Here is an 18002-nt window from a genome sequence, read left to right as displayed (position 1 = left end):
TTCAATCGATGTAACGAAGGCCGGCCTTTTCGAGCGGCTCGCGCATCTTGTACATGTCCAGGCCCAGCACGCCGGAAGCCAGCTTGGCGCGCTTCTCGCCCTCGAAGCTCTCGCGCTTTTGCGCGGCAGCCAGGGTTTCGGCGGCCTTGGCGGCGGGCACGCAGACCACGCCGTCATCGTCGGCCACGATCACGTCGCCGGGCGTGACCCACATGCCTGCGCAGACCACGGGGATGTTGACCGAGCCCAGCGTGGCCTTGATCGTGCCCTTGGAGGAGATGGCGCGGCTCCACACGGGGAAGTTCATTTCCTGCAGCGTCTTCACGTCGCGCACGCCGGCATCGATGATCAGTGCACGCGCGCCGCGCGCCTGGAAGCTGGTGGCCAGCAGGTCGCCGAAGTAGCCGTCCGTGCATTCCGAGGTCACGGCCGCGACCACGATGTCGCCGGGCTGGATCTGCTCTGCGGCCACATGCATCATCCAGTTGTCGCCGGGCTGCAGCAGCACGGTGACGGCCGTGCCCGAGACCTGCTGGCCCGCGTAGATGGGACGCATATAGGGCTTGAGCAGGCCCACGCGGCCCATGGCCTCGTGGACGGTGGCCGAGCCCAGGGCGGCCAGGCCGTCGGCGGCCGCGCGGTCGGCGCGCTGGATGTTGCGGTAAACCACACCGAGTTCGTACATGGTGTTCTCCTTGATCTGTGGTGGCGGCCTGCCTACAGGCCCTTTTGCTTGAGGGCGGCGTCCAGGCGCGGGAACACGCGGCGCGCGTTGCCTTCGTAGACCTGGTAGCGCTCCTCTTCGGTGAGGTTGGCCGTGGCCTCGATGTAGCGCTTGGTGTCGTCGTAGTAGTGGCCCGTGGTCGGATCGATGCCGCGCACGGCGCCGATCATCTCGCTGGCGAACAGGATGTTCTTGACCGGGATCACCTTGGTCAGCAGGTCGATGCCCGGCTGGTGGTAGACGCAGGTGTCGAAGAAGATGTTGTTGAGCAGGTGCTCGTCCAGCAGCGGCTTCTTGAGTTCCTGCGCCAGGCCGCGGAAACGGCCCCAGTGGTAGGGCACGGCACCGCCGCCATGGGGGATCAGGAACTTGAGCGTGGGGAAGTCCTTGAACAGGTCGCTGGTCAGGCACTGCATGAAGGCCGTGGTGTCGGCATTCAGATAGTGGGCGCCCGTGGTGTGGAAGCACGCGTTGCAGCTGGTGGAGACGTGGACCATGGCCGGGATGTCGTACTCCACCATCTTTTCGTAGATGGGGTACCAGGAGCGGTCCGACAGCGGGGGCGAGGTCCAGTGGCCGCCTGACGGATCGGGGTTCAGGTTGATGCCCACGTTGCCGTACTGCTCCACGCACTTGACCAGCTCGGGAATGCAGGTCTTGGGGTCCACCCCGGGCGACTGCGGCAGCATGGCGGCCGGGATGAAGTGATCGGGGAACAGCTGGCTGACGCGGTAGCACAGCTCGTTGCAGATGGCGGCCCAGGTGCTCGATGTCTCGAAGTCGCCGATGTGGTGCGCCATGAAGCTGGCGCGCGGGCTGAAGATGGTGAGATCGGAGCCGCGCTGCTTCATCAGCTTGAGCTGGTTGGTCTCGATGGTCTCGCGGATCTCGTCGTCGCTGATCTTCAGCTCGCTGGCCCGCGGGGCCTTGGACGGGTCCTTGAGTCCCGCGATCTGCAGGTCGCGCCAGGCGCCCAGGGCCGCGGGCGCGGTGGTGTAGTGGCCGTGTACGTCGATGATCATCGGAGGGTCTCCTGCGTCTTTATGGGGTGGAAATGTGTCAATGAAGGGGCGTGGCAGGCACCGCGCCGCCCTGCGGCTCGGGACTGCTGTACTGCTTGATGATGAGGGCGGCCATGGCGATCACGCCAGGAATGGCCACCACGGCAAAGATCTCGCTGAAGGCCATGTGGCGCGCCGACAGCTCGGCCACCAGGAAGGAGCCCGCGATGCCGCCGAAGCGCCCGATGCCCAGCATCCAGGCCACGCCCGTGGCGCGGCCGCGTGTCGGATAGAAGGCGGCGGCCAGCGCCGGCATGGACGACTGGGCGGTGTTCATGATGGTGCCGGCCAGGAAGACGGCCACCACCAGCCAGCCCAGGTGGCCGGCCGTCTGGCCTATCCACCAGATGGAGGCCGCCGTCAGCGCATAGCCGATGGCGATGATGCGGTTGGCATTGAAGCGGTCCATGAGCCAGCCGAACAGCACGGCGCCCACGCCGCCCAGCGGGAACAGCGCCGCCACCAGGGTGCCGGTCTTGGGGTCCAGGCCCGCTTCCTTGAACAGCACGGGCATCCAGTTCATCAGCGCGTAGAAGATGACCAGGCCCATGAAGTAGGCGATCCACAGCATCACCGAGCCCACGCGGTACTGGCGCGACAGCACCACGCCCATGCCGCTGCCGGCCTGGGCCTCGGGCCTGGCCTCGGTCAGCACGAAACGCTGCACGCCCTGCACGGCATCACCGGCAATGCGCGCCAGCACCTTGCGGATGCGATCGGCCGGGTAGTTGTTGGCCACCATGTGGCGCACGGATTCAGGCAGCAGCACGACCAGGGCCACCAGCAGCAGCAGCGGCGCGGCACCGCCCAGGATGAGCACGCTGCGCCAACCGAAATGCGGGATCATCCAGGCCGCCAGAAAGCCGCCGAAGGCCGCGCCCAGCGGAAATCCGCAGAACATGGCGTTGGTCAGCGTGGCACGGCGCGAATCAGGGCAGTACTCGCTCATCAGCGTGACGGCATTGGGCATGGCGGCGCCCAGGCCCAGGCCGGTGACGAAGCGCAGCACGGCCAGGGTCCAGATGTCGGGGGAAAAGCCGGAACCCAGGCAGGCCACGGCAAACACTGCGACCGAGCCCACGAGCACGGTCTTGCGGCCCAGGCGGTCGGCCAGCGGGCCCGAGAAGATCGCGCCTGCGGCCAGGCCGAACAGCGCAGCGCTGAGCACGGGCGCCAGCGCGGGCTTGCTCACGCCCCATTCGGTGATCAGCGAGGGCGCGATATAGCCGATGGCCGCCGTATCAAAGCCATCGAGCAGAACGATCAGGAAACACAGCGCAAAGATCACCCACTGGAATCCCGAAAACGGGTGCTCGTTGAGCAGGGTCTGCACATTGACGCCGGTTGCTGCGGCGTCCTTCTGGACGGATGTCATGACTTGTCTCTTCCACTGTCTCTCAGCCTGGCGGATACCGCATCTGCGCGCGCGGCCCGCCCCTTGCACCGCAGGGGCCGGCAAGCCCCTGCGCTGTTTCTTCAGTCCTGCCTGCGGCCGTCCCAGACCGAGCGCGGCACCATGACCTCGCCACGCATCAGCAGGCGCGCCGTGCGCAGCAGGGCCGCCTTGGTCACTACGTCGGGATGGGCCGGGTCGCTGTCCAGCGTGACGCTGAACTCGCCCGTGGGATGCTCCACCGAGACGGTGAGCGGACCCGTGCCCTGCTGCAGCTGTGCCACGCCCTCGCACACGGTGCCCGGCATCTTCACCGCCGTGCCCACGGTGACGGCCGCCAGCACGCCGATGGCGTCATGGCAGACATGGGGGATGAAGCTGCGCGTGGTCAGCGCGCCGCCATGCTGGGGCGGCGCGATCAGGGTCATCTTGGGATAGTTCTTGGCCGAGACATCGCCCAGGCCCATGGTCTGCGAGATCTGCAGGCGCAGCGCCTCGATGCGGCGCTTGAGGTCGGTGTCGGCGTTGAGCTCGGCCACGGTCTCCTGCCCGGTGGCGCCCACATCGGACGCCTTGAAGATCACCAGCGGCATGCCGTTGTCTATGCAGGTGACGTCGAGCGTGAAGGGCTCGAACCCCTCGCCCGTCACCGTGACCGTGTCCCGGGGCTTGCCCGTGGGCAGCAGGCCAGAGCAGACCGAGCCGGCCGTGTCCAGGAAACTGATTTCGATGGGTGCCGAGCTGCCGGGCGCGCCGTCGATGCGGGCCGAGCCTTCGTACTCGACCTGGCCGCCGGGCGTCTGCACGGTGATGTCGGCCGCCATGCCGGTGTTGAGTGTCAGCACGCGGAAGGTGCTGGTCTCGCCACGCGGCTGCACCATGCCGGTCTCCAGCGCAAAGGGAACCACGCCGGCCAGCATGTTGCCGCAGTTGGGCGTGGTGTCCACCGTGTCCTTGTCGGGCTGCAGCTGGGCGAAGAGGAATTCGAGGTCTATGCCCTCCTTGTCGGAGAGGCTGACGATGCCGACCTTGCTGGTCAGCGGATGCGCGCCACCCACGCCGTCGATCTGGCGCCTGTCGGGCGAGCCCATGGCCGCGAGCAGCACGCGGTCGCGCGTGGGCAGGTCGGAGGGAAGATCGCTGGCCCGGAAGAAAGGGCCCTTGGAAGTACCGCCCCGCATCAGCAGGCAGGGAATGGCCGTTTGCATGGCTGTCTCTATCAGTATGGGTATGACAGCTATTGTGAGCATGGCGCGGGCCAGGCACTACTGGGCAAGCCCGCTAGCAGCTATAGCAAACCGGCATAGCTCAACACCAAGCCTGGGCCGCAGGCTGCGACGCCGGGGCGCCGCAACTGCTTGATACAACTTATTGGGGCGCAGTGCCGCTCAATCGCGGTCATGGCCCCGGCCGCGATCATGGCCATGCCCGCGGCCGCGGTGGTCGTCGTGGCGGTCATGCCGATCATGGCGGTCGTGGCGGTCCCAGCGGCGGTCATCGCGGCGGTGCTCCCATTCGCGGTGGCGGCGCTCCTCGCGCCAGCGAGGATCGTGGCGCGGCGGCCCGGCGCGCCAGTGCGGCGGCGGATTGCGCAGGAAGTACACCGGGCGGCCGCAGGCACCGTAGCGTGCGCAGTGCTTGCCCCAGTGCTTGGCATGGCCGGGCGGCACCCACATGTAGACCGGCGGCGGGGCCATGGGCGCCGGCGCGATGATGACGGGCCGCTGGTACAGCAGCGGCGGCGGCGGGGCATTGCCTATGTCCACGGTGCCGTAGACACCCGGAGCCAGCTGGCCCGAGACCGAGCCGCTGATATAGGTCTGCGCCTGGGCCGCAAGGGCCGAGCAGGCCAGCGCAAGGGCGGCCGCGGCGCGCAAGGTGGATCGCAAGGTAAGCATGGCCATGTTCTTTTGAAGGGGTGAAACAGGAAAGGCCCCGTTTCTACCAAGCGCCTGGGGCCGCATGGGCCGTTGCGCCTGAAAAGGTGTAAGAACCCGTTCAAGCCAGCGCCCGTTCCTGCTCAACGCGCCAGGGCTGCCTGCGGTGTACAGCAGACCGCAATGGTCCGCTTTCTGGCCTGCACGCGCTCAGTCCAGCCTGAGCCGGGAATCCTTCACCACCTTCTGCCATTTGGCGATCTCGGCGCGGCGGAATGTCTCCAGCTCGGCCGGCGTGGAGCCTATGGGCTCGGCACCTATGCCAGCGAGCCGCTCCACAATGGCAGGCTCGCGCAGCACCTTGGCCAGCACCGTGGACAGCCGGTTCACGATGGCGGGCGGCGTGCCGGCCGGCGCAAAGATGGCGTTCCACTCGTAGGTCTCGTAGCCGGGCACGCCCGACTCGGCAATGGTCGGCAGCTCGGGGGCGGCCTTGGAGCGCTCCAGCCCGCCCACGGCCACCGCGCGCAGCTTGCCGGTCTTCACGTGCTGCCAGGCCGAGCCCATGCTGGCAAACATCAGCGGCACCTGGCCCGACATCACGTCCATCATGGCCGGGCCGCCGCCCTTGTAGGCCACATGGTGCAGCTGCGTCCTGGCCAGCAGGTTGAACAGCTCGCCCGCCAGGTGCTGGGCCGAGCCCGGGCCTGCCGACGCAAAGTACAGATGCCCGCCCGCCTCGGAGCGGCCGGCCTGGATCAGGTCCTGCACGCTCTTGATGGGGGACGATGGCGCCACCACCAGCACATTGGGCACGCGCAGCAGCAGTGAGACCGGCGCGAAGGCCTTGAGCGTATCGAACTGCATGCGCGCGTGGATGGCGGGATTCTGCGCGTGGTTGGAGGCATCGAGCATCAGGGTGTAGCCGTCGGGCTGGGCCTTGGCCACCTGGGCGCCGCCGATCATGCCGCCTGCCCCGCCCCGGTTCTCGATCACCACGGGCTGGCCCAGCTCGGCAGACAGACGGGGGCCGATCAGGCGCGCCACCACATCGACGGTGCCGCCCGGCGGATAGGTCACGGCCAGGGTGACGGGGCGCTCGGGGTAGTTGGCCGCTGCAGCCGCAGCGGCTGGCGCGGCCATGCCGGCAACGGCCGAGATCAGGCCTGCGGCCGCCCACAGGCCGGCGGTGCGTCTGGACAGGGATTTCATGGTGTGTCTCCTTGGGTTTGAATCGGGCTCGGAAATCGGAACAGCTCGACGGCGCTGCGGCCCAGCACGGCCTGCAGCGAGGCGGCATCGTCCAGCGGGTCCAGCCAGTCGTGCATCCAGCGCACGGCCGCCGGATAGCTGGCCTGGCCCGCGTGCTGGGTGTGCGGCCAGTCGCTGCCCCAGAGCAATCGCTCGGCCGCAAAGGCCTGCAGCAACTGCGCGGTGGCCTGCCGCCCCGAGGCGGCGCAGTCGGCGGCGGGCCAGATGCGGTAGGGCGCGGACAGCTTGACCCACACACGGCCGCTGCCGGCCTGCTGCAGCAGATAGCCAAAGCCAGGGTCGCGCACGCCCAGGGCCGGGTCAGGACGCCCGAAGTGGTCGACCACCACGCGGCAGCCGGCGGCCAGCAGGGTGGGCAGCAGGTCAGGCAAGCGCCCGGCCTGCAGGTGCAGCTCCACATGCCAGCCCAGGGTGTTGGCCTGCTCCAGCACGCGGCGCCAACCGGGCGCATTCAGATCAGGCAAAGGCAGGCCGATCAGGTTCAGGCGCATGCCCACCACGCCGGCATCGGCCAGGGCCTGCAGGTGGTCCTCGCCCGTGTTGTCATCGACCACGGCCACGCCGCGCAGGCGCTGCGGCCCGGCGCGCAGGGCCTGGAGCATGTAGCGGTTGTCCGTGCCCAGGAAGCTGGGCTGCACGAGCACGCCATAGGCCAGGCCGTGCGTGTCCAGGTGCTGCAGATACGTGGCCAGGGACGCATCTGCGTCGGGCGCGTAGCGGCGCACATCGGGCATGGGCAGGCCGCGCTCGAAGACATGGGCATGGGTATCGACGCTGGACGCAATGGCGAACCTGGGCAGGGCAGACACGGGGAAAAACTCCTTGCGGGTGGCGCGGCACAGGATGCGGCGCAGGGGGTATGCGGCCGGATTCTAGGAAGAGGGGATATATATTTCCATTCTTCAAAATGGATTTATTCATACTGGATCGATATGGAAACCCGGCATCTGCGCTACTTTCTGGCGGTGGTGGACCAGGGCAGCGTCAGCCGCGCAGCCGACTGGCTGGGCATTGCCCAGCCCGCGCTGAGCCAGACCCTGGCCCGCATGGAGAAAGACCTGGGCGTGCAGCTGTTCCAGCGCTCGCGCCAGGGCGCCCTGCCCACGCCGGCCGCCCTGGCCATGCTGGATGACGTGCGCACCAGCGTGGCCCGCATAGATGCCGCCGCCAGCCGCGCGCGCGAGATCGCCAGGGGCAGTGCAGGCCAGCTCACCGTGGGCCTGGTGTCTTCGGCGCTGTTCGGCACCCTGCCCCGCGCCCTGCGCGCGCTGCGGCAGCAGGCGCCCGGCGTGCGCGTCATCCTGCGCGAGATGAGCAATGCCGAGCAGGCCGAGGCCCTGCAGACCGGCGCCATCGACATCGGCCTCATGCACACACCCGTGGCCGTGGGCGGGCGCATGCGCGAGCGCCAGCTGCTGCGCGAGCGCCTGGTGGCCGCCGTGCCCGACGAATTCCAGATCGGCGAGGACGGCCAGGTCAGCCTGGCGCAGATCGCCGAGGCCGGGCTGGTCATGTACCCGCAGGCCCAGCTGCCCGTGCTGCACGCCGGCATCCTCGACGCGCTGCGCAAGGCAGGCCACGAAGCCCATGTGGCGCAGGAGGCCAACCGGACCCTCACCGTGCTGGCCTGCGTGGCCGGCGGCTGCGGCGTGGCACTGCTGCCCAGCTGGATACGCTCCATGGACTTTCGCGGCGTGCGATTTTGCGAAGTGCGCGATGGCCGGTCCCTGCCCAGCCTGGACCTCAGCGCCATCTGGCCCGCACGCTCCACGCCCACGCTGGCCGACCTGTTCGCACACCTGGACCTGGGCAAAGACTGAGTGCGGCCCGCATTGGCGCCGCACCGGTGCAAGAAACGGGATGCGCCCGCGCCTGCGCCGCACTACAAACCGCTTTCCCTCATTCACGGAAAGAAAAGGTGCCAGATGCAGCCATCGTCACAGCAACTCCACGGAAAAGTCGCCCTCATCACGGGCGCCAGCTCAGGCATAGGCCGCGAAGCCGCCAGGCTGTTCGCACGCCACGGCGCCAGGCTGGTGCTCACGGCCCGCCGCCAGCCGGAACTGCAGGCCCTGGTGGCGGAGATAGAGCAGGACGGCGGCCAGGCCATCGCGCTGGCCGGCGACGTGCGGGACGAGCCGCTGGCCCGGGCCCTGGTCGAAACCGCCACGGCGCGCTTTGGCGGCCTGGACATCGCCTTCAACAATGCCGGCATGACGGGCGATCCCTGCGCCCTGCCCGACCTGTCGCTGCAGGCCTGGCAGGAGGCCATCGCCACCAATCTCACCAGCGCCTTTCTGGGCGCCAAGCACCAGATACCGGCCCTGCTGGCACGCGGCGGCGGCTCGCTGATCTTCACCTCCACCTTCGTGGGCTACTCGGCGGGCCTGCCCGGCATGGGCGCCTATGCCGCCAGCAAGGCCGGCCTCGTCGGCCTCACCCAGGTCATCGCGGCTGAATACGGCCCCCGCGGCCTGCGGGCCAACGCCCTGCTGCCCGGCGGCACCGACACGCCCATGGGCCGCGCCAGCACCCCCACGCCCGAGGCACGCGCCTTTGTCGAAAACCTGCACGCCCTCAAGCGCCTAGCCACACCGGCGGAGATTGCAGCGGCAGCGCTGTTCCTGGCGTCGGATGCATCCAGCTTCGTCACGGGAACGGCCATGGTGGTCGATGGCGGTGTGTCCATCCAACGGACTTGAAGCAAGGCCCCGCCAAAGCCGTCGCGGCAATGGCGGCCCGCTCGGATCTTCCGGTCGCCTGCGGCGGCTTTATCAGGGGAGTTTTGAAAGTGGCATTCCTGCCCCAATAATTCCCCTGGAAACGATGCTTGCGCTTTCGCTGTTCATTCCCGCATCGTGGCCAAGGAGCTGGCTGATGTTTTCTGACCACGCAATTCACGACGAAGCAACTGCTCGGCAAATGGTGCCCGGATGCTGAATCGACATGGGGTGACATGAACCATTACGGGATGGCCGCACCTTTCTTCCAGGGAATGGATGATGGACAAACGAGGTGCATTGAGGCAATCTGCTTGAATCGGTAATACACTGCCCATGCAATCCATTGCATCGCGTCTCCAGCAATTACCGTCGGATTCAGGACCTGCGCGAAGTCCCGCACAACCCTTGTTTCAAGCATTCTTCAGACAATAGATCAATTACATCCCATTACAGCATTGTGGACGGCTATGGTATTTAACCTTCGCACAAGGTCCATCGAATGCTCACGACATATACTCGCGCAAAACCGCAAGAATGGAATACCTGTTGTCCGTCCGATGTGATTTTTTCTCTTTGAAGAAAAGAATCGTTGCAGGGATTGCATACCCATGCTTGCAGGAGCTACAGGCAGGCACAGTTCCATTTCGGCTGTGAGCGTTCGTGAACACTGATTAATCGCGTCGAGATTGTTATAGTAAATAACGGAACTACCATGACTAGACACACTCAGCCCATCGTGGAGCGCTTGTTCAGGCCAATGGAACGCTCGACCCGCCAGCGCAGTTCGATACGCACGGTCATGGAAGAGGCTGGGCGCCCCCTGCTCCCCGCTGAAATCCTGGGCGCAGCGCAGCGCGAGGTGCCGGCCATCGGTCTGGCCACGGTGTACCGCAACATCAAGCAATTGATGGAAGCCGGTGAGGTGCAGGCCGTGGACCTGCCCGGCGAGGCCACGCGCTACGAACTCAGCGGCCGCGCCCATCACCACCATTTCCGCTGCATGAGCTGCAACCGCGTGTTCAACGTGCCCGGTTGCCTTGGCGACATGCAGCGCATCGTGCCCGAAGGCTTTGTGGTGGAGCGCCATGAGATGACGATGTACGGCATCTGCAGCGACTGCCACCAGAACGTGCAGTAGCGGCGGGCCCCGGGCCTCAGGCCCAGGCATCGGCAAGCCGACAGCCATGGCGCAGGCCTTCCCTGCGCCATGGCTGTTTCTTTTTCCCCGGTCCGCTGCCTCAGCGCCTGCCCGGCCGCACGCGGCCTGCGGCAACGCCCCCGGCCAGCAAGGCCAGTGCAGCCACCGCCCAGAGCATCGCCACCTGACCCCAGGTCTGCGGCGCATGGCGCGGACTGGCCGTGAAGACCGGCTGCGCTGCAAAGTCCTTCGCGCCGAATGGACGGTCCTCGAACAGATAGGGATAGAAGAAAGTCCGCAGCCGCGCATGGAAGGCGGCAATGTCGTCCTGGTAGGCCAGCTGCGCCAGCAGGTCGGTGCCGGCCTGGCGGTGCAATGCGGCCTGCACGCCCACGCCGGGCAGCAGCCAGCCCAGGCGCCCGGTCCAGGCCTGGCGCGCCTGCAGGCCTTCCCGATAGGCGGCGAACTGGGGGGCGACGCTTTCATCACCGAGCTGCTGGAAAGCGTAGTACCACTTCCAGTGAAAGCCCGCAGGCAGCGGCGCGGTGTTGCGCCATTCGGGGTGGTTGCGGAAGAAGCGCTCCATGGTCTGCTCGCGCGGCAGGTCCCAGGCACCATGCACGGTCTGGCGCTGGGCCAGCATCAGCTCCACGCCCTGGCTCACGGGCACGGCGCGCGACAGCGCGGCATTGGCCAGCGTGGGCAGCACCAGGGTCAGCACGGCCCAGCAGCCCATGAGGGCCATGGCGTTGGCCACCGAACTGCCGCCCAGCGTGGCGACCACCAGGCACAGCCCGCTCCAGAAGGCCACATAGGCCGTGGCGCTCAGCAGCACGGAGGCGATGGCACCCGCCTGCGCACCACTGGCCAATGCCCCTGCCAGGGCCGGCAGCGCCAGGCATGCCAGCAACAGCACCGAACGCAGGCCCGCACGGCGCAGCCACAGCCGGCGCCCGCTGCCGGGCATGGCCTGAAGCGTGCCCAGGCGTCCCGATTCGCGCTCGCCCGAGACCAGGTCGTAGAGCAGTGCAATCAGGAACAGCGGCGCCAGGTAGACCAGCACAAAGGCGAAGTCGAAGCGGCCCGCCAGCGCCAGTTCGGGGTTGAAGCTCTCGCCTTCATGCAGCTGCGCCTGCAGCGCCAGGGCACGCACGCGCAGCACATAGGGCGCGGCATCGCGCAGGCCCAGGGCGAGGAAGGCCGTGGACGACGGTGCATCCCAGGTGCTGTGAAAGCCGTAGTAGGCCACCGAGCCCGCATCGCCGGACTGTGCATGCCGACCTGCCTGGGCCGCCATTTCCTGCTGCTGCATTTGGGCCAGACGGTCCAGGGTCTGGCGCTGCGACGAGATCTCGCGCAGGCCCGACAGCACGGCCAGCGTGGACAGCAACAGCAGCAGGGCCAGGGCGCACAGCGCCAGGCGCGAGCGCGTCAGAAGACGCCATTCATGTCGTAGCCAGCTCATCGCACCACCCTCCCCAGACGTTGCGTGGCCACCAGCAAGGCGGCCGCCAGCGCCGCCAGCCATCCCAGCAGCACGCAGGCTGCGGGTGCCGCGCGGCGCAAGGCCGCCAGCGGCGGATCGGGCTCGTGATGGAAGTCGGAGACGCCGCGCCAGTGCTCGTGGCTGATGCGGTTGTCTCGGCTGGAACGGTCACCCGCGTAGCTGAGCTTGTCCACCTGCAGCTGGTTGAGCGCCTGCACCATGCGGTAGCGATGCTGCTCGGCCTGCTCCAGAAAGCGCCGATAGCCTTGCAGGTCGGTGCCGGCCACGGCCATGGACAGGCGGCGCAGCGCAATCAAGGGGCTGACCAGGGCAAAGCCGTCGGCGCTGCGCAGTTGCCGGGCCTGCAGATCGAAGCTGGCCTCGGCATGGCGCCTGAAGAGCTCGCTGGTCAGCCGCTCGCCCTCCATGCCGACCAGGCCCTTGTAGTTGACGGGCAGATCCTCCACACGCGACACGCCGTACTGTGCAAGCACTTTGGCGCGAAAGGCGGCGAAGTAGGGATCGTCGGGATTGTGGCTGTCGCCCAGCGCCGCCAGCTCGCGCGCCGTGGCGATATCGGTCTCGAAGCGCGTGGGCAATGCCAGGGCCGCGCCCACCAGCTCCGGCGCCAGCCGGGGCACCAGCACCACGCCAATGGCCCAGGCGGCCAGCAGGGCCAGCAAGGCATCGCGCCCGCGCCGCATGAGGGCCGAAACCGCGGTGATGCCCACGGCCCACAGCAGCAGCCACAGCACATGGCCAGCCGCCAGCGCGGCCACCAGGCTGATGGGCACGGGCGTGGCCACCGCCATCCAGGCCAGGGCCAGCAAGGCGGGCAGCAGCACCAGGGCCGCCACGCCCGTCAGCGCCAGCAGCTTGCCGGCCACGAACTGCCGCATGCCCACGCCCTGGGCCAGCAGCACGCGCAAGGTGCCGGCCTCGCGCTCTCGCGCGATGCAGGCATGGCCCACGAAGATCAGCAGCAGCGGTGCCAGCACCTGCAGCACAAAGGCCGGCGTGAGCTGGCCGAAGCGCAGCAGCAGCGACGACTGGCGCACATCGCCGAAGTTGGCGCTGTTCTGGCGGTGGCCTTCGAGAAACAGCGTGTGGCCGGTGTAGGCGTCTATGCCCGCATCGAAGGCCGCCAGCGGATTGAGCGGGCGGAACACGAAATGGCCGTAGTGCACCATGCGGTGCGGATGGCGGTCGGGCTGGGCCTCGAACTCATGGTCCACCTGCGACTGGTGGCGTTCGCGCTGGGCCTGGGCCGCGCTGCGCTGGTCCCAGGCGGTGAAGGCGGCAGTAGCACCGAGCAGCAGCCACAGCACCATGCCCAGCACGGCCACGCGGTCGCGCAGCAGCAGGCGCCATTCCTCGCGTGCAATGGTCCAGGCCGTGCTCATGCCGCGGCCCCCTGCACGCCTGCGTCTGCGTCTGCGTCTGCGTGTGCGTGTGCGTGTGCGTTTGCGTTTGCACTCGCACCCGAACCTGTACCCGCGTAGTGGCGGTGCAGTGCCCGCACGTCAAAGCGCTCTTCCCCACGGGCCGCCACCTCCTCCACCAGCCTGCCGCCCGCGATGAAGCCCATGCGGTCGGCCACATCGGCAGCCCCCAGCAGGTCGTGCGTGACCATGAGAATGGCCACGCCCTGGCCGCGCAGCTGCGTGATCAGCCGGCTGAATTCGGCCGTGGCCTGCGGGTCCAGGCCCGAAGTGGGTTCGTCCAGCAGCAGCGCCGGCACCTTGCGTGCCAGCGCCAGCGCAATGGCCACCTTCTGCCGCATTCCCTTGGAAAAGCCCGAGACGCGCCGGTCATGCGCGGCCGCATCCAGCCCTGCAGCGGACAAGGCCTGGCCGATGGCATCCCTGCTGGCGGGCTGGCCCGCCAGGTCCAGCAGATAGGCCACGTTCTCGCGCGCGCTCAGGTGCTCGTACAGCGCCACGTTCTCGGGGATATAGGCGATCAGGCCGCGCGCCTGCGCGGCAGCCGTCACCGGGTCCACGCCCTGCACGCGCACCTGGCCGCTGCGCGGCCGCACAAAGCCCAGGAACAGGCTCAGCGTGGTGGTCTTGCCCGCGCCGTTGGCGCCCAGCAGCGCATAGATCTCGCCGGCATGCACGGCCAGGTCCAGGCCCTGGAGGATGGTGCGCTCGCCATAGTCCACCACGGCGCCCAGTGCTTGGAGCACGGGCGAGGAGGCAGAAGTGGGGTTGGAAGAAACAGGAAGGGATGGATGCATGGCGGGGCTCAGAACTTGGCTTGAAGGCCTACGGTGACGGTGCGGGCGGTGCCCGGCGTCACCCACAGCCGGCTGTACGAGCTGGTGTAGTAGGTCTTGTCAAAGAGGTTGTCCACGTCCAGCGTCAGGCGCAGCGTGGGGCTGATGCGCCAGTAGGCCACCAGCTTGGCGGTGGTGTAGCCGGGCAGATCGAAGGCCGCCTTGCCCGCGTCGGCCTCGGCCTGCGTGCGGGCCTGGCCCAGGCGCTTGCCCACGCGGGTGACGCCGCCGCCAATGCCGTAGCGCTGGCCGTTGGAGAAGGCGTTTTCGTAGACCGCCAGCACGCTGCCGTTGACCTTGGGCACGTTGAGCAGGCGCCCGCCCACTTCCAGCGTGTTGTCGCGCGAGATCTCCACGTCGTTGAGCACCAGGCTCGCATTCAGGCGCCAACGCTGCGTGACCTGGCCGGCAAAGTCGAACTCCAGCCCCCGGCTGCGGATCTCGCCGGCCGAGACCGAGTAGCCGGCGTTGCCCGGGTCGGCCGTCAGCACGTTGCGCTTGCGGATGTCGAACAGCGCGGCCGTGGCGCCCATGCGCCGGTCGGCGCTTTCCCACTTGGCGCCCAGCTCCATGGAGCGGCCGGATTCGGGACTGAAGCCCGCGCCGGCCACATCGACGCCCACGTTGGGCCGGAACGAGCGGCCCACGTTGGCATAGAAGGTCCATTGCGGCAGCGGCAGCCAGCTCAGGCCCAGGCGCGGAGAGGTCGAGGTCGGGTCCTGCTGCGTGGTCGCGCCCGTGCGGCGGTTGTGCAGCGACTGGTCATAGCGGTCCATGCGCAGGCCGGCCACCACGCGCCACTGGGGCGAGAGCTTGATGGCGTCCTGCAGGTAGAAGGCCGTGTTGCGCTGGCGCTCGAAGGTATCGGTATTGGCCGTGGGCACGGGTTGCGTGCCGCCGTAGACGGGGTTGTAGATATTGATGGCATAGGGATTGGCCGCCGTGGGGTTGGCGCGCAGCATCACCGTATCCATGTCGAAGCGAAAGCTCTCCAGGCCCAGCAGCAGCTCGTGTTCGACGGTGCCCGTTTTCACCGTGCCCTGCAGTTCGGCCTGCACGGCGATATCGTCGGACTGGTAGTCGCGGAAACGCCGCTGGCGCGTCAGGTCGCCATTGGCCAGCAGCGCATGGGGTTCGGTGGAAAAGCCGTTGATCGAGGTCTCGCGGTAGGACAGGCCCAGGCGGCTGCGCCACTGCGCGCTCCACTCATGCGAGAGGATGAACTGGTGCGTGCGGTTTTCCACCGTCACATCGCCGTCGCGCGGGTCGCCCAGGAAGCGGCTGCGCGAGATGGCGCCCAGGCGGTCGCCCACGGCCACCACGCCACGGTCCAGCGGCGTCTTGTGGCGCAGCAGCTCGCCCGAGTACTCCAGCACCGTATCGCGCCCCAGCTTCCAGGTGAAGGCCGGCGCAATCACCTGGCGGCTGGCGCCCACGAAGTCGCGGAAGCTGTCGCGGTCCTCCACGGCGATGTTGAGCCGGTAGGCAAAGTTCTCGCCAATCGGCCCCGTGCTGTCGAGCGCGCCGCGCCGCAGCCCGTAGCTGCCCGCATAGGCTTCCACGGAATGCGAAGGCGTCCACAGCGGACGCTTGGAGACGACGTTCAGCGTGCCGCCCGGCTCGCTGCTGCCGTAGAGCGCAGCGGCCGTGCCCTTGAGGAACTCGATGCGCTCCACGCCGGCCAGATCACGCGGCGCGTTGAAGCCGCGCCCCGAGGAAAAGCCGTTGAACAAGGTGGCCATGCCCACGTTCTGATCGCCGGGCAGGCCGCGAATGACGATGTTGTCCCACAGGCCGCCAAAGTTGTTCTGGCGCGAGACGCCGCCCACATAGTCCAGCACATCGTCCAGCTTGGTGGCTCCCAGGTCGTCCATGGCCTGGCGCGTGATCACGCGCACCGACTGCGGCAGCTCGCGCAGCGGCAGGTCGGTCTTGGCGCCTGCCGCCTCATCGGTGTGATAGGCGCCCGAGGCCGTGCGGCCCACGACTTCCACGGCAGGCAGCAGGGTCTGCTCCTGGGACGACGGCGCCGACGGCGCTGACGGCACGGATGCCGCAGTTTGTTCCTGGCCCTGGGCCAACACGGGCGTGGAGAAGAAAGCGGCAGCGCTCAGGGCAAGCGGCAGCGGACGAAGGCCGGGGAGCGGCTTCGCGAGGATGGAGAAGGCAGTCATGATGAAAACGGGCACGGGCGCATGCCGCCGGCATCAGAAGCCGGCGCGCGCAAACACGGACATGCCGCCAGCACCAACGGGTGCCGGCGGCAGAGAAGGAGAAAAGTGCTTGCGGATTCAGCGCGGCGGGTCGCGCGATGCAAAGGCCCAGCGGTTCTGCGAGGGGATGGCGCCGCCCACGGTGCGCGGCGGCACCCTCTCAGGCGGTGCGGCCACGGCCAGCGGCAGGCCGAAGTGCGGCAGCCAGGCCGCCGCATGCGGTGCATGGCCCATGCACCAGACGCAGAGGGCTTCCGCGGCTTCCGCCTTTTCACCGGCCGGCGCCTTGTCCTCGCAGCCGTTCAGGCCGGCAAACGCCTGGCCGGGCGCTGCCGCCGCCTGCCGGATATGCGTTGCGCCGTGCAGGGGCATGCCAATGGCCGTGTTGAAGAACACGGCCAGCAATAGCAGGCGCAAAACAAGCAGACGCATAAGACGGCGATCTTACTATTGACAATTCAATATCGTTAACTGTCCGCCGGCATTTTCAGCACGGGCCCCGGAGACAGCGCGGCAATATGGCACAGGCATGTGACAGCCGACTGGCGATTTCCCGCATTGTGCCTATTGATCTGCGGGCCCCACGCCCCGGAAGAACATGTCGCAGATCTGGTCCGCCACCTTCTCCAGCGAGCCCTTGCGGGGGTTGAACCAGGACTGTATGGAGTTGATGCTGCCCAGGATCATGATGCGCGCCAGGTGGATGTCGGCATCGGCCCGCAGGCGGCCTTCGGCGCGCAGGTCTTCGAGCAGGCCGCTCCAGAATTTCTGGTGGCGCTCGCGGCGCTTGATCTGGCGTTCGCGCACCTTGTCGGGCAACTGGCCCAGCAGGCGGCCGTGGGCAAGGGCGAAGTCCCCATGCTTGATCAGGCCCGCCATCTGGCCCAGCACGGCTGCGCGGAAACGCTGCTCGGCCGTGGCGTCGGCGCCCAGCGCGGCAAGGCGCTCCTGCTGCTGGCTGATGATGCGGTTGCCGCCCTGCTCCATGACCTCGTCCACCAGCTCCTCCTTGGAGGCGAAGTGGTAGTAGATGCTGGCGGCCTCGATCCCGGACTGCTCGGCAATGTTGCGCATGGTGGTGGCAGAGTAGCCCTGCTCACCGAAGGTGCGGGCGGCCAGCTTGAGAAGGGTCTCGCGGGTCTCGTTGCCGTCGTGGGCGCTGGTCTGCCTTCTTGCCATGTCTGCCAGGGTGTGGATCGTTGTAGTGCGGCGATCCTAACAGGCTGTTGGTGGCACGCCAATCAAGCGTTCGGTACGCGCCCGCTGCCTGGCGGGCATGGCCGGGCCGCGAAACTGCGCCTGAAGAATCAGCCCCAAAGGCATTCCCGGGACTGCAATGGCCTGGCAATCAACGGCTCATGAATTTACGCGATATCGGCGGAAGATATTTCAAACCACGGCCAGGAATTCAATCCTCGCAATACAAAAAATCTATCCAGCCAATCGACAAGACAAATGAAACAACGCGTGTTAATCGCAAGATTAAATAGCACAATCGAATCACATGTAATTTATTTTATAAATCGACAAATAAAATCGATTGATGAAACAAAATCAACACCCGCAACCGGTTCTGAAATGGGAACTTGTACGATCACCTCGTCGCGGCTGCCCTGCAAAAGCATGCCAGCACGCCCTCTCCAGAGGAGGAAGCGCCAACCACAATGCTCTGCAAATGTAACAAAGACGCAACAGCTTTTGTAAAGTGGCGGTTATCAAGATGCTGCTGGATATAATGCGGATCGCCTCGGAATATGCCCAGGCATGAGAAGAAGCTGTCTACACCCCATAGAACGCTCACATCATCAGTATTTATACTTACGGTGATATCTTCATC

16 protein-coding genes are annotated in these 18002 nt (G+C 67.2%); 3 read left to right on the top strand and 13 right to left on the bottom strand.

Going from position 1 to position 18002, the window contains the following annotated elements:
* Window position 1: 1 nt before the first annotated feature.
* From ligK to AC5I49_RS10915, 7 genes are all read right to left on the bottom strand, one after another.
* Window positions 2-685 (bottom strand): 4-carboxy-4-hydroxy-2-oxoadipate aldolase/oxaloacetate decarboxylase, encoded by a 684-nt coding sequence (gene ligK, locus AC5I49_RS10945; RefSeq protein ID WP_012206250.1) that lies wholly within the window; start codon window positions 683-685, stop codon window positions 2-4.
* 32 nt (window positions 686-717) lie between these two features.
* Complete coding sequence (locus tag AC5I49_RS10940; RefSeq protein WP_016454681.1) at window positions 718-1746, bottom strand: amidohydrolase family protein; 1029 nt, start codon at window positions 1744-1746, stop codon at window positions 718-720.
* A gap of 37 nt (window positions 1747-1783) precedes the next feature.
* On the bottom strand, window positions 1784-3160 hold the full coding sequence (locus AC5I49_RS10935) for an MFS transporter (RefSeq protein ID WP_016454680.1): 1377 nt from the start codon (window positions 3158-3160) through the stop codon (window positions 1784-1786).
* Window positions 3161-3261: 101 nt separating this feature from the next.
* Window positions 3262-4386, bottom strand: a complete 1125-nt coding sequence (locus AC5I49_RS10930; RefSeq protein WP_016450435.1) for a 4-oxalomesaconate tautomerase — start codon at window positions 4384-4386, stop codon at window positions 3262-3264.
* Between the two features lie 180 nt (window positions 4387-4566).
* On the bottom strand, window positions 4567-5082 hold the full coding sequence (locus tag AC5I49_RS10925) for a hypothetical protein (RefSeq protein ID WP_016450436.1): 516 nt from the start codon (window positions 5080-5082) through the stop codon (window positions 4567-4569).
* A gap of 183 nt (window positions 5083-5265) precedes the next feature.
* On the bottom strand, window positions 5266-6267 hold the full coding sequence (locus AC5I49_RS10920) for a tripartite tricarboxylate transporter substrate binding protein (RefSeq protein WP_495789303.1): 1002 nt from the start codon (window positions 6265-6267) through the stop codon (window positions 5266-5268).
* Window positions 6264-7136, bottom strand: a complete 873-nt coding sequence (locus tag AC5I49_RS10915; protein WP_016450438.1) for an amidohydrolase family protein — start codon at window positions 7134-7136, stop codon at window positions 6264-6266. Before AC5I49_RS10915 ends, AC5I49_RS10920 begins: the two co-directional genes overlap by 4 nt.
* Before the next feature lie 123 nt (window positions 7137-7259).
* Between AC5I49_RS10915 and AC5I49_RS10910 the strand changes: the two genes are divergently transcribed.
* The 3 genes from AC5I49_RS10910 (at window position 7260) to AC5I49_RS10900 (ending at window position 10188) form a co-directional block, all read left to right on the top strand.
* On the top strand, window positions 7260-8147 hold the full coding sequence (locus AC5I49_RS10910) for a LysR family transcriptional regulator (protein WP_016450439.1): 888 nt from the start codon (window positions 7260-7262) through the stop codon (window positions 8145-8147).
* A gap of 105 nt (window positions 8148-8252) precedes the next feature.
* Window positions 8253-9029 (top strand): SDR family oxidoreductase, encoded by a 777-nt coding sequence (locus tag AC5I49_RS10905; protein ID WP_061289876.1) that lies wholly within the window; start codon window positions 8253-8255, stop codon window positions 9027-9029.
* A 733-nt stretch (window positions 9030-9762) separates the two neighbouring features.
* Window positions 9763-10188, top strand: coding sequence for a Fur family transcriptional regulator (locus AC5I49_RS10900; protein WP_016450441.1), 426 nt, complete (start codon window positions 9763-9765; stop codon window positions 10186-10188).
* Window positions 10189-10288: 100 nt separating this feature from the next.
* Here AC5I49_RS10900 and AC5I49_RS10895 read toward each other — a convergent pair whose 3' ends face one another.
* The 6 genes from AC5I49_RS10895 to AC5I49_RS10870 form a co-directional block, all read right to left on the bottom strand.
* On the bottom strand, window positions 10289-11653 hold the full coding sequence (locus AC5I49_RS10895) for a DUF3526 domain-containing protein (protein WP_016450442.1): 1365 nt from the start codon (window positions 11651-11653) through the stop codon (window positions 10289-10291).
* Window positions 11650-13077 carry an ABC transporter permease gene (locus tag AC5I49_RS10890; RefSeq protein WP_016454676.1) on the bottom strand — a complete coding sequence of 476 codons (1428 nt, stop codon included), beginning with the start codon at window positions 13075-13077 and terminating at the stop codon, window positions 11650-11652. The genes AC5I49_RS10895 and AC5I49_RS10890 overlap by 4 nt, the downstream gene beginning before the upstream one ends.
* Complete coding sequence (locus AC5I49_RS10885) at window positions 13074-13913, bottom strand: ABC transporter ATP-binding protein (RefSeq protein ID WP_277848612.1); 840 nt, start codon at window positions 13911-13913, stop codon at window positions 13074-13076. Before AC5I49_RS10885 ends, AC5I49_RS10890 begins: the two co-directional genes overlap by 4 nt.
* Window positions 13914-13921: 8 nt before the next feature.
* Window positions 13922-16126 carry a TonB-dependent siderophore receptor gene (locus AC5I49_RS10880; protein ID WP_209673058.1) on the bottom strand — a complete coding sequence of 735 codons (2205 nt, stop codon included), beginning with the start codon at window positions 16124-16126 and terminating at the stop codon, window positions 13922-13924.
* Window positions 16127-16243: 117 nt separating this feature from the next.
* Window positions 16244-16597, bottom strand: coding sequence for a hypothetical protein (locus tag AC5I49_RS10875; protein ID WP_016454673.1), 354 nt, complete (start codon window positions 16595-16597; stop codon window positions 16244-16246).
* 132 nt (window positions 16598-16729) lie between these two features.
* Window positions 16730-17344, bottom strand: a complete 615-nt coding sequence (locus tag AC5I49_RS10870; protein WP_016450638.1) for a TetR/AcrR family transcriptional regulator — start codon at window positions 17342-17344, stop codon at window positions 16730-16732.
* Between the last annotated feature and the right edge of the window lie 658 nt (window positions 17345-18002).

The organism is Delftia sp. (assembly GCF_059499305.1).
This window is presented reverse-complemented; position numbering and strand designations above follow the sequence as displayed.

Excerpts from the sequence above, each read along its gene's own strand:
- ligK (WP_012206250.1), bottom strand. The coding sequence starts at position 685 with ATGTACGAACTCGGTGTGGTTTACCGCAACATCCAGCGCGCCGACCGC.
- AC5I49_RS10940 (WP_016454681.1), bottom strand. The coding sequence starts at position 1,746 with ATGATCATCGACGTACACGGCCACTACACCACCGCGCCCGCGGCCCTG.
- AC5I49_RS10935 (WP_016454680.1), bottom strand. The coding sequence starts at position 3,160 with ATGACATCCGTCCAGAAGGACGCCGCAGCAACCGGCGTCAATGTGCAG.
- AC5I49_RS10930 (WP_016450435.1), bottom strand. The coding sequence starts at position 4,386 with ATGCAAACGGCCATTCCCTGCCTGCTGATGCGGGGCGGTACTTCCAAG.
- AC5I49_RS10925 (WP_016450436.1), bottom strand. The coding sequence starts at position 5,082 with ATGGCCATGCTTACCTTGCGATCCACCTTGCGCGCCGCGGCCGCCCTT.
- AC5I49_RS10920 (WP_495789303.1), bottom strand. The coding sequence starts at position 6,267 with ATGAAATCCCTGTCCAGACGCACCGCCGGCCTGTGGGCGGCCGCAGGC.
- AC5I49_RS10910 (WP_016450439.1), top strand. The coding sequence starts at position 7,260 with ATGGAAACCCGGCATCTGCGCTACTTTCTGGCGGTGGTGGACCAGGGC.
- AC5I49_RS10905 (WP_061289876.1), top strand. The coding sequence starts at position 8,253 with ATGCAGCCATCGTCACAGCAACTCCACGGAAAAGTCGCCCTCATCACG.
- AC5I49_RS10900 (WP_016450441.1), top strand. The coding sequence starts at position 9,763 with ATGACTAGACACACTCAGCCCATCGTGGAGCGCTTGTTCAGGCCAATG.
- AC5I49_RS10895 (WP_016450442.1), bottom strand. The coding sequence starts at position 11,653 with ATGAGCTGGCTACGACATGAATGGCGTCTTCTGACGCGCTCGCGCCTG.
- AC5I49_RS10890 (WP_016454676.1), bottom strand. The coding sequence starts at position 13,077 with ATGAGCACGGCCTGGACCATTGCACGCGAGGAATGGCGCCTGCTGCTG.
- AC5I49_RS10885 (WP_277848612.1), bottom strand. The coding sequence starts at position 13,913 with ATGCATCCATCCCTTCCTGTTTCTTCCAACCCCACTTCTGCCTCCTCG.
- AC5I49_RS10880 (WP_209673058.1), bottom strand. The coding sequence starts at position 16,126 with ATGACTGCCTTCTCCATCCTCGCGAAGCCGCTCCCCGGCCTTCGTCCG.
- AC5I49_RS10875 (WP_016454673.1), bottom strand. The coding sequence starts at position 16,597 with ATGCGTCTGCTTGTTTTGCGCCTGCTATTGCTGGCCGTGTTCTTCAAC.
- AC5I49_RS10870 (WP_016450638.1), bottom strand. The coding sequence starts at position 17,344 with ATGGCAAGAAGGCAGACCAGCGCCCACGACGGCAACGAGACCCGCGAG.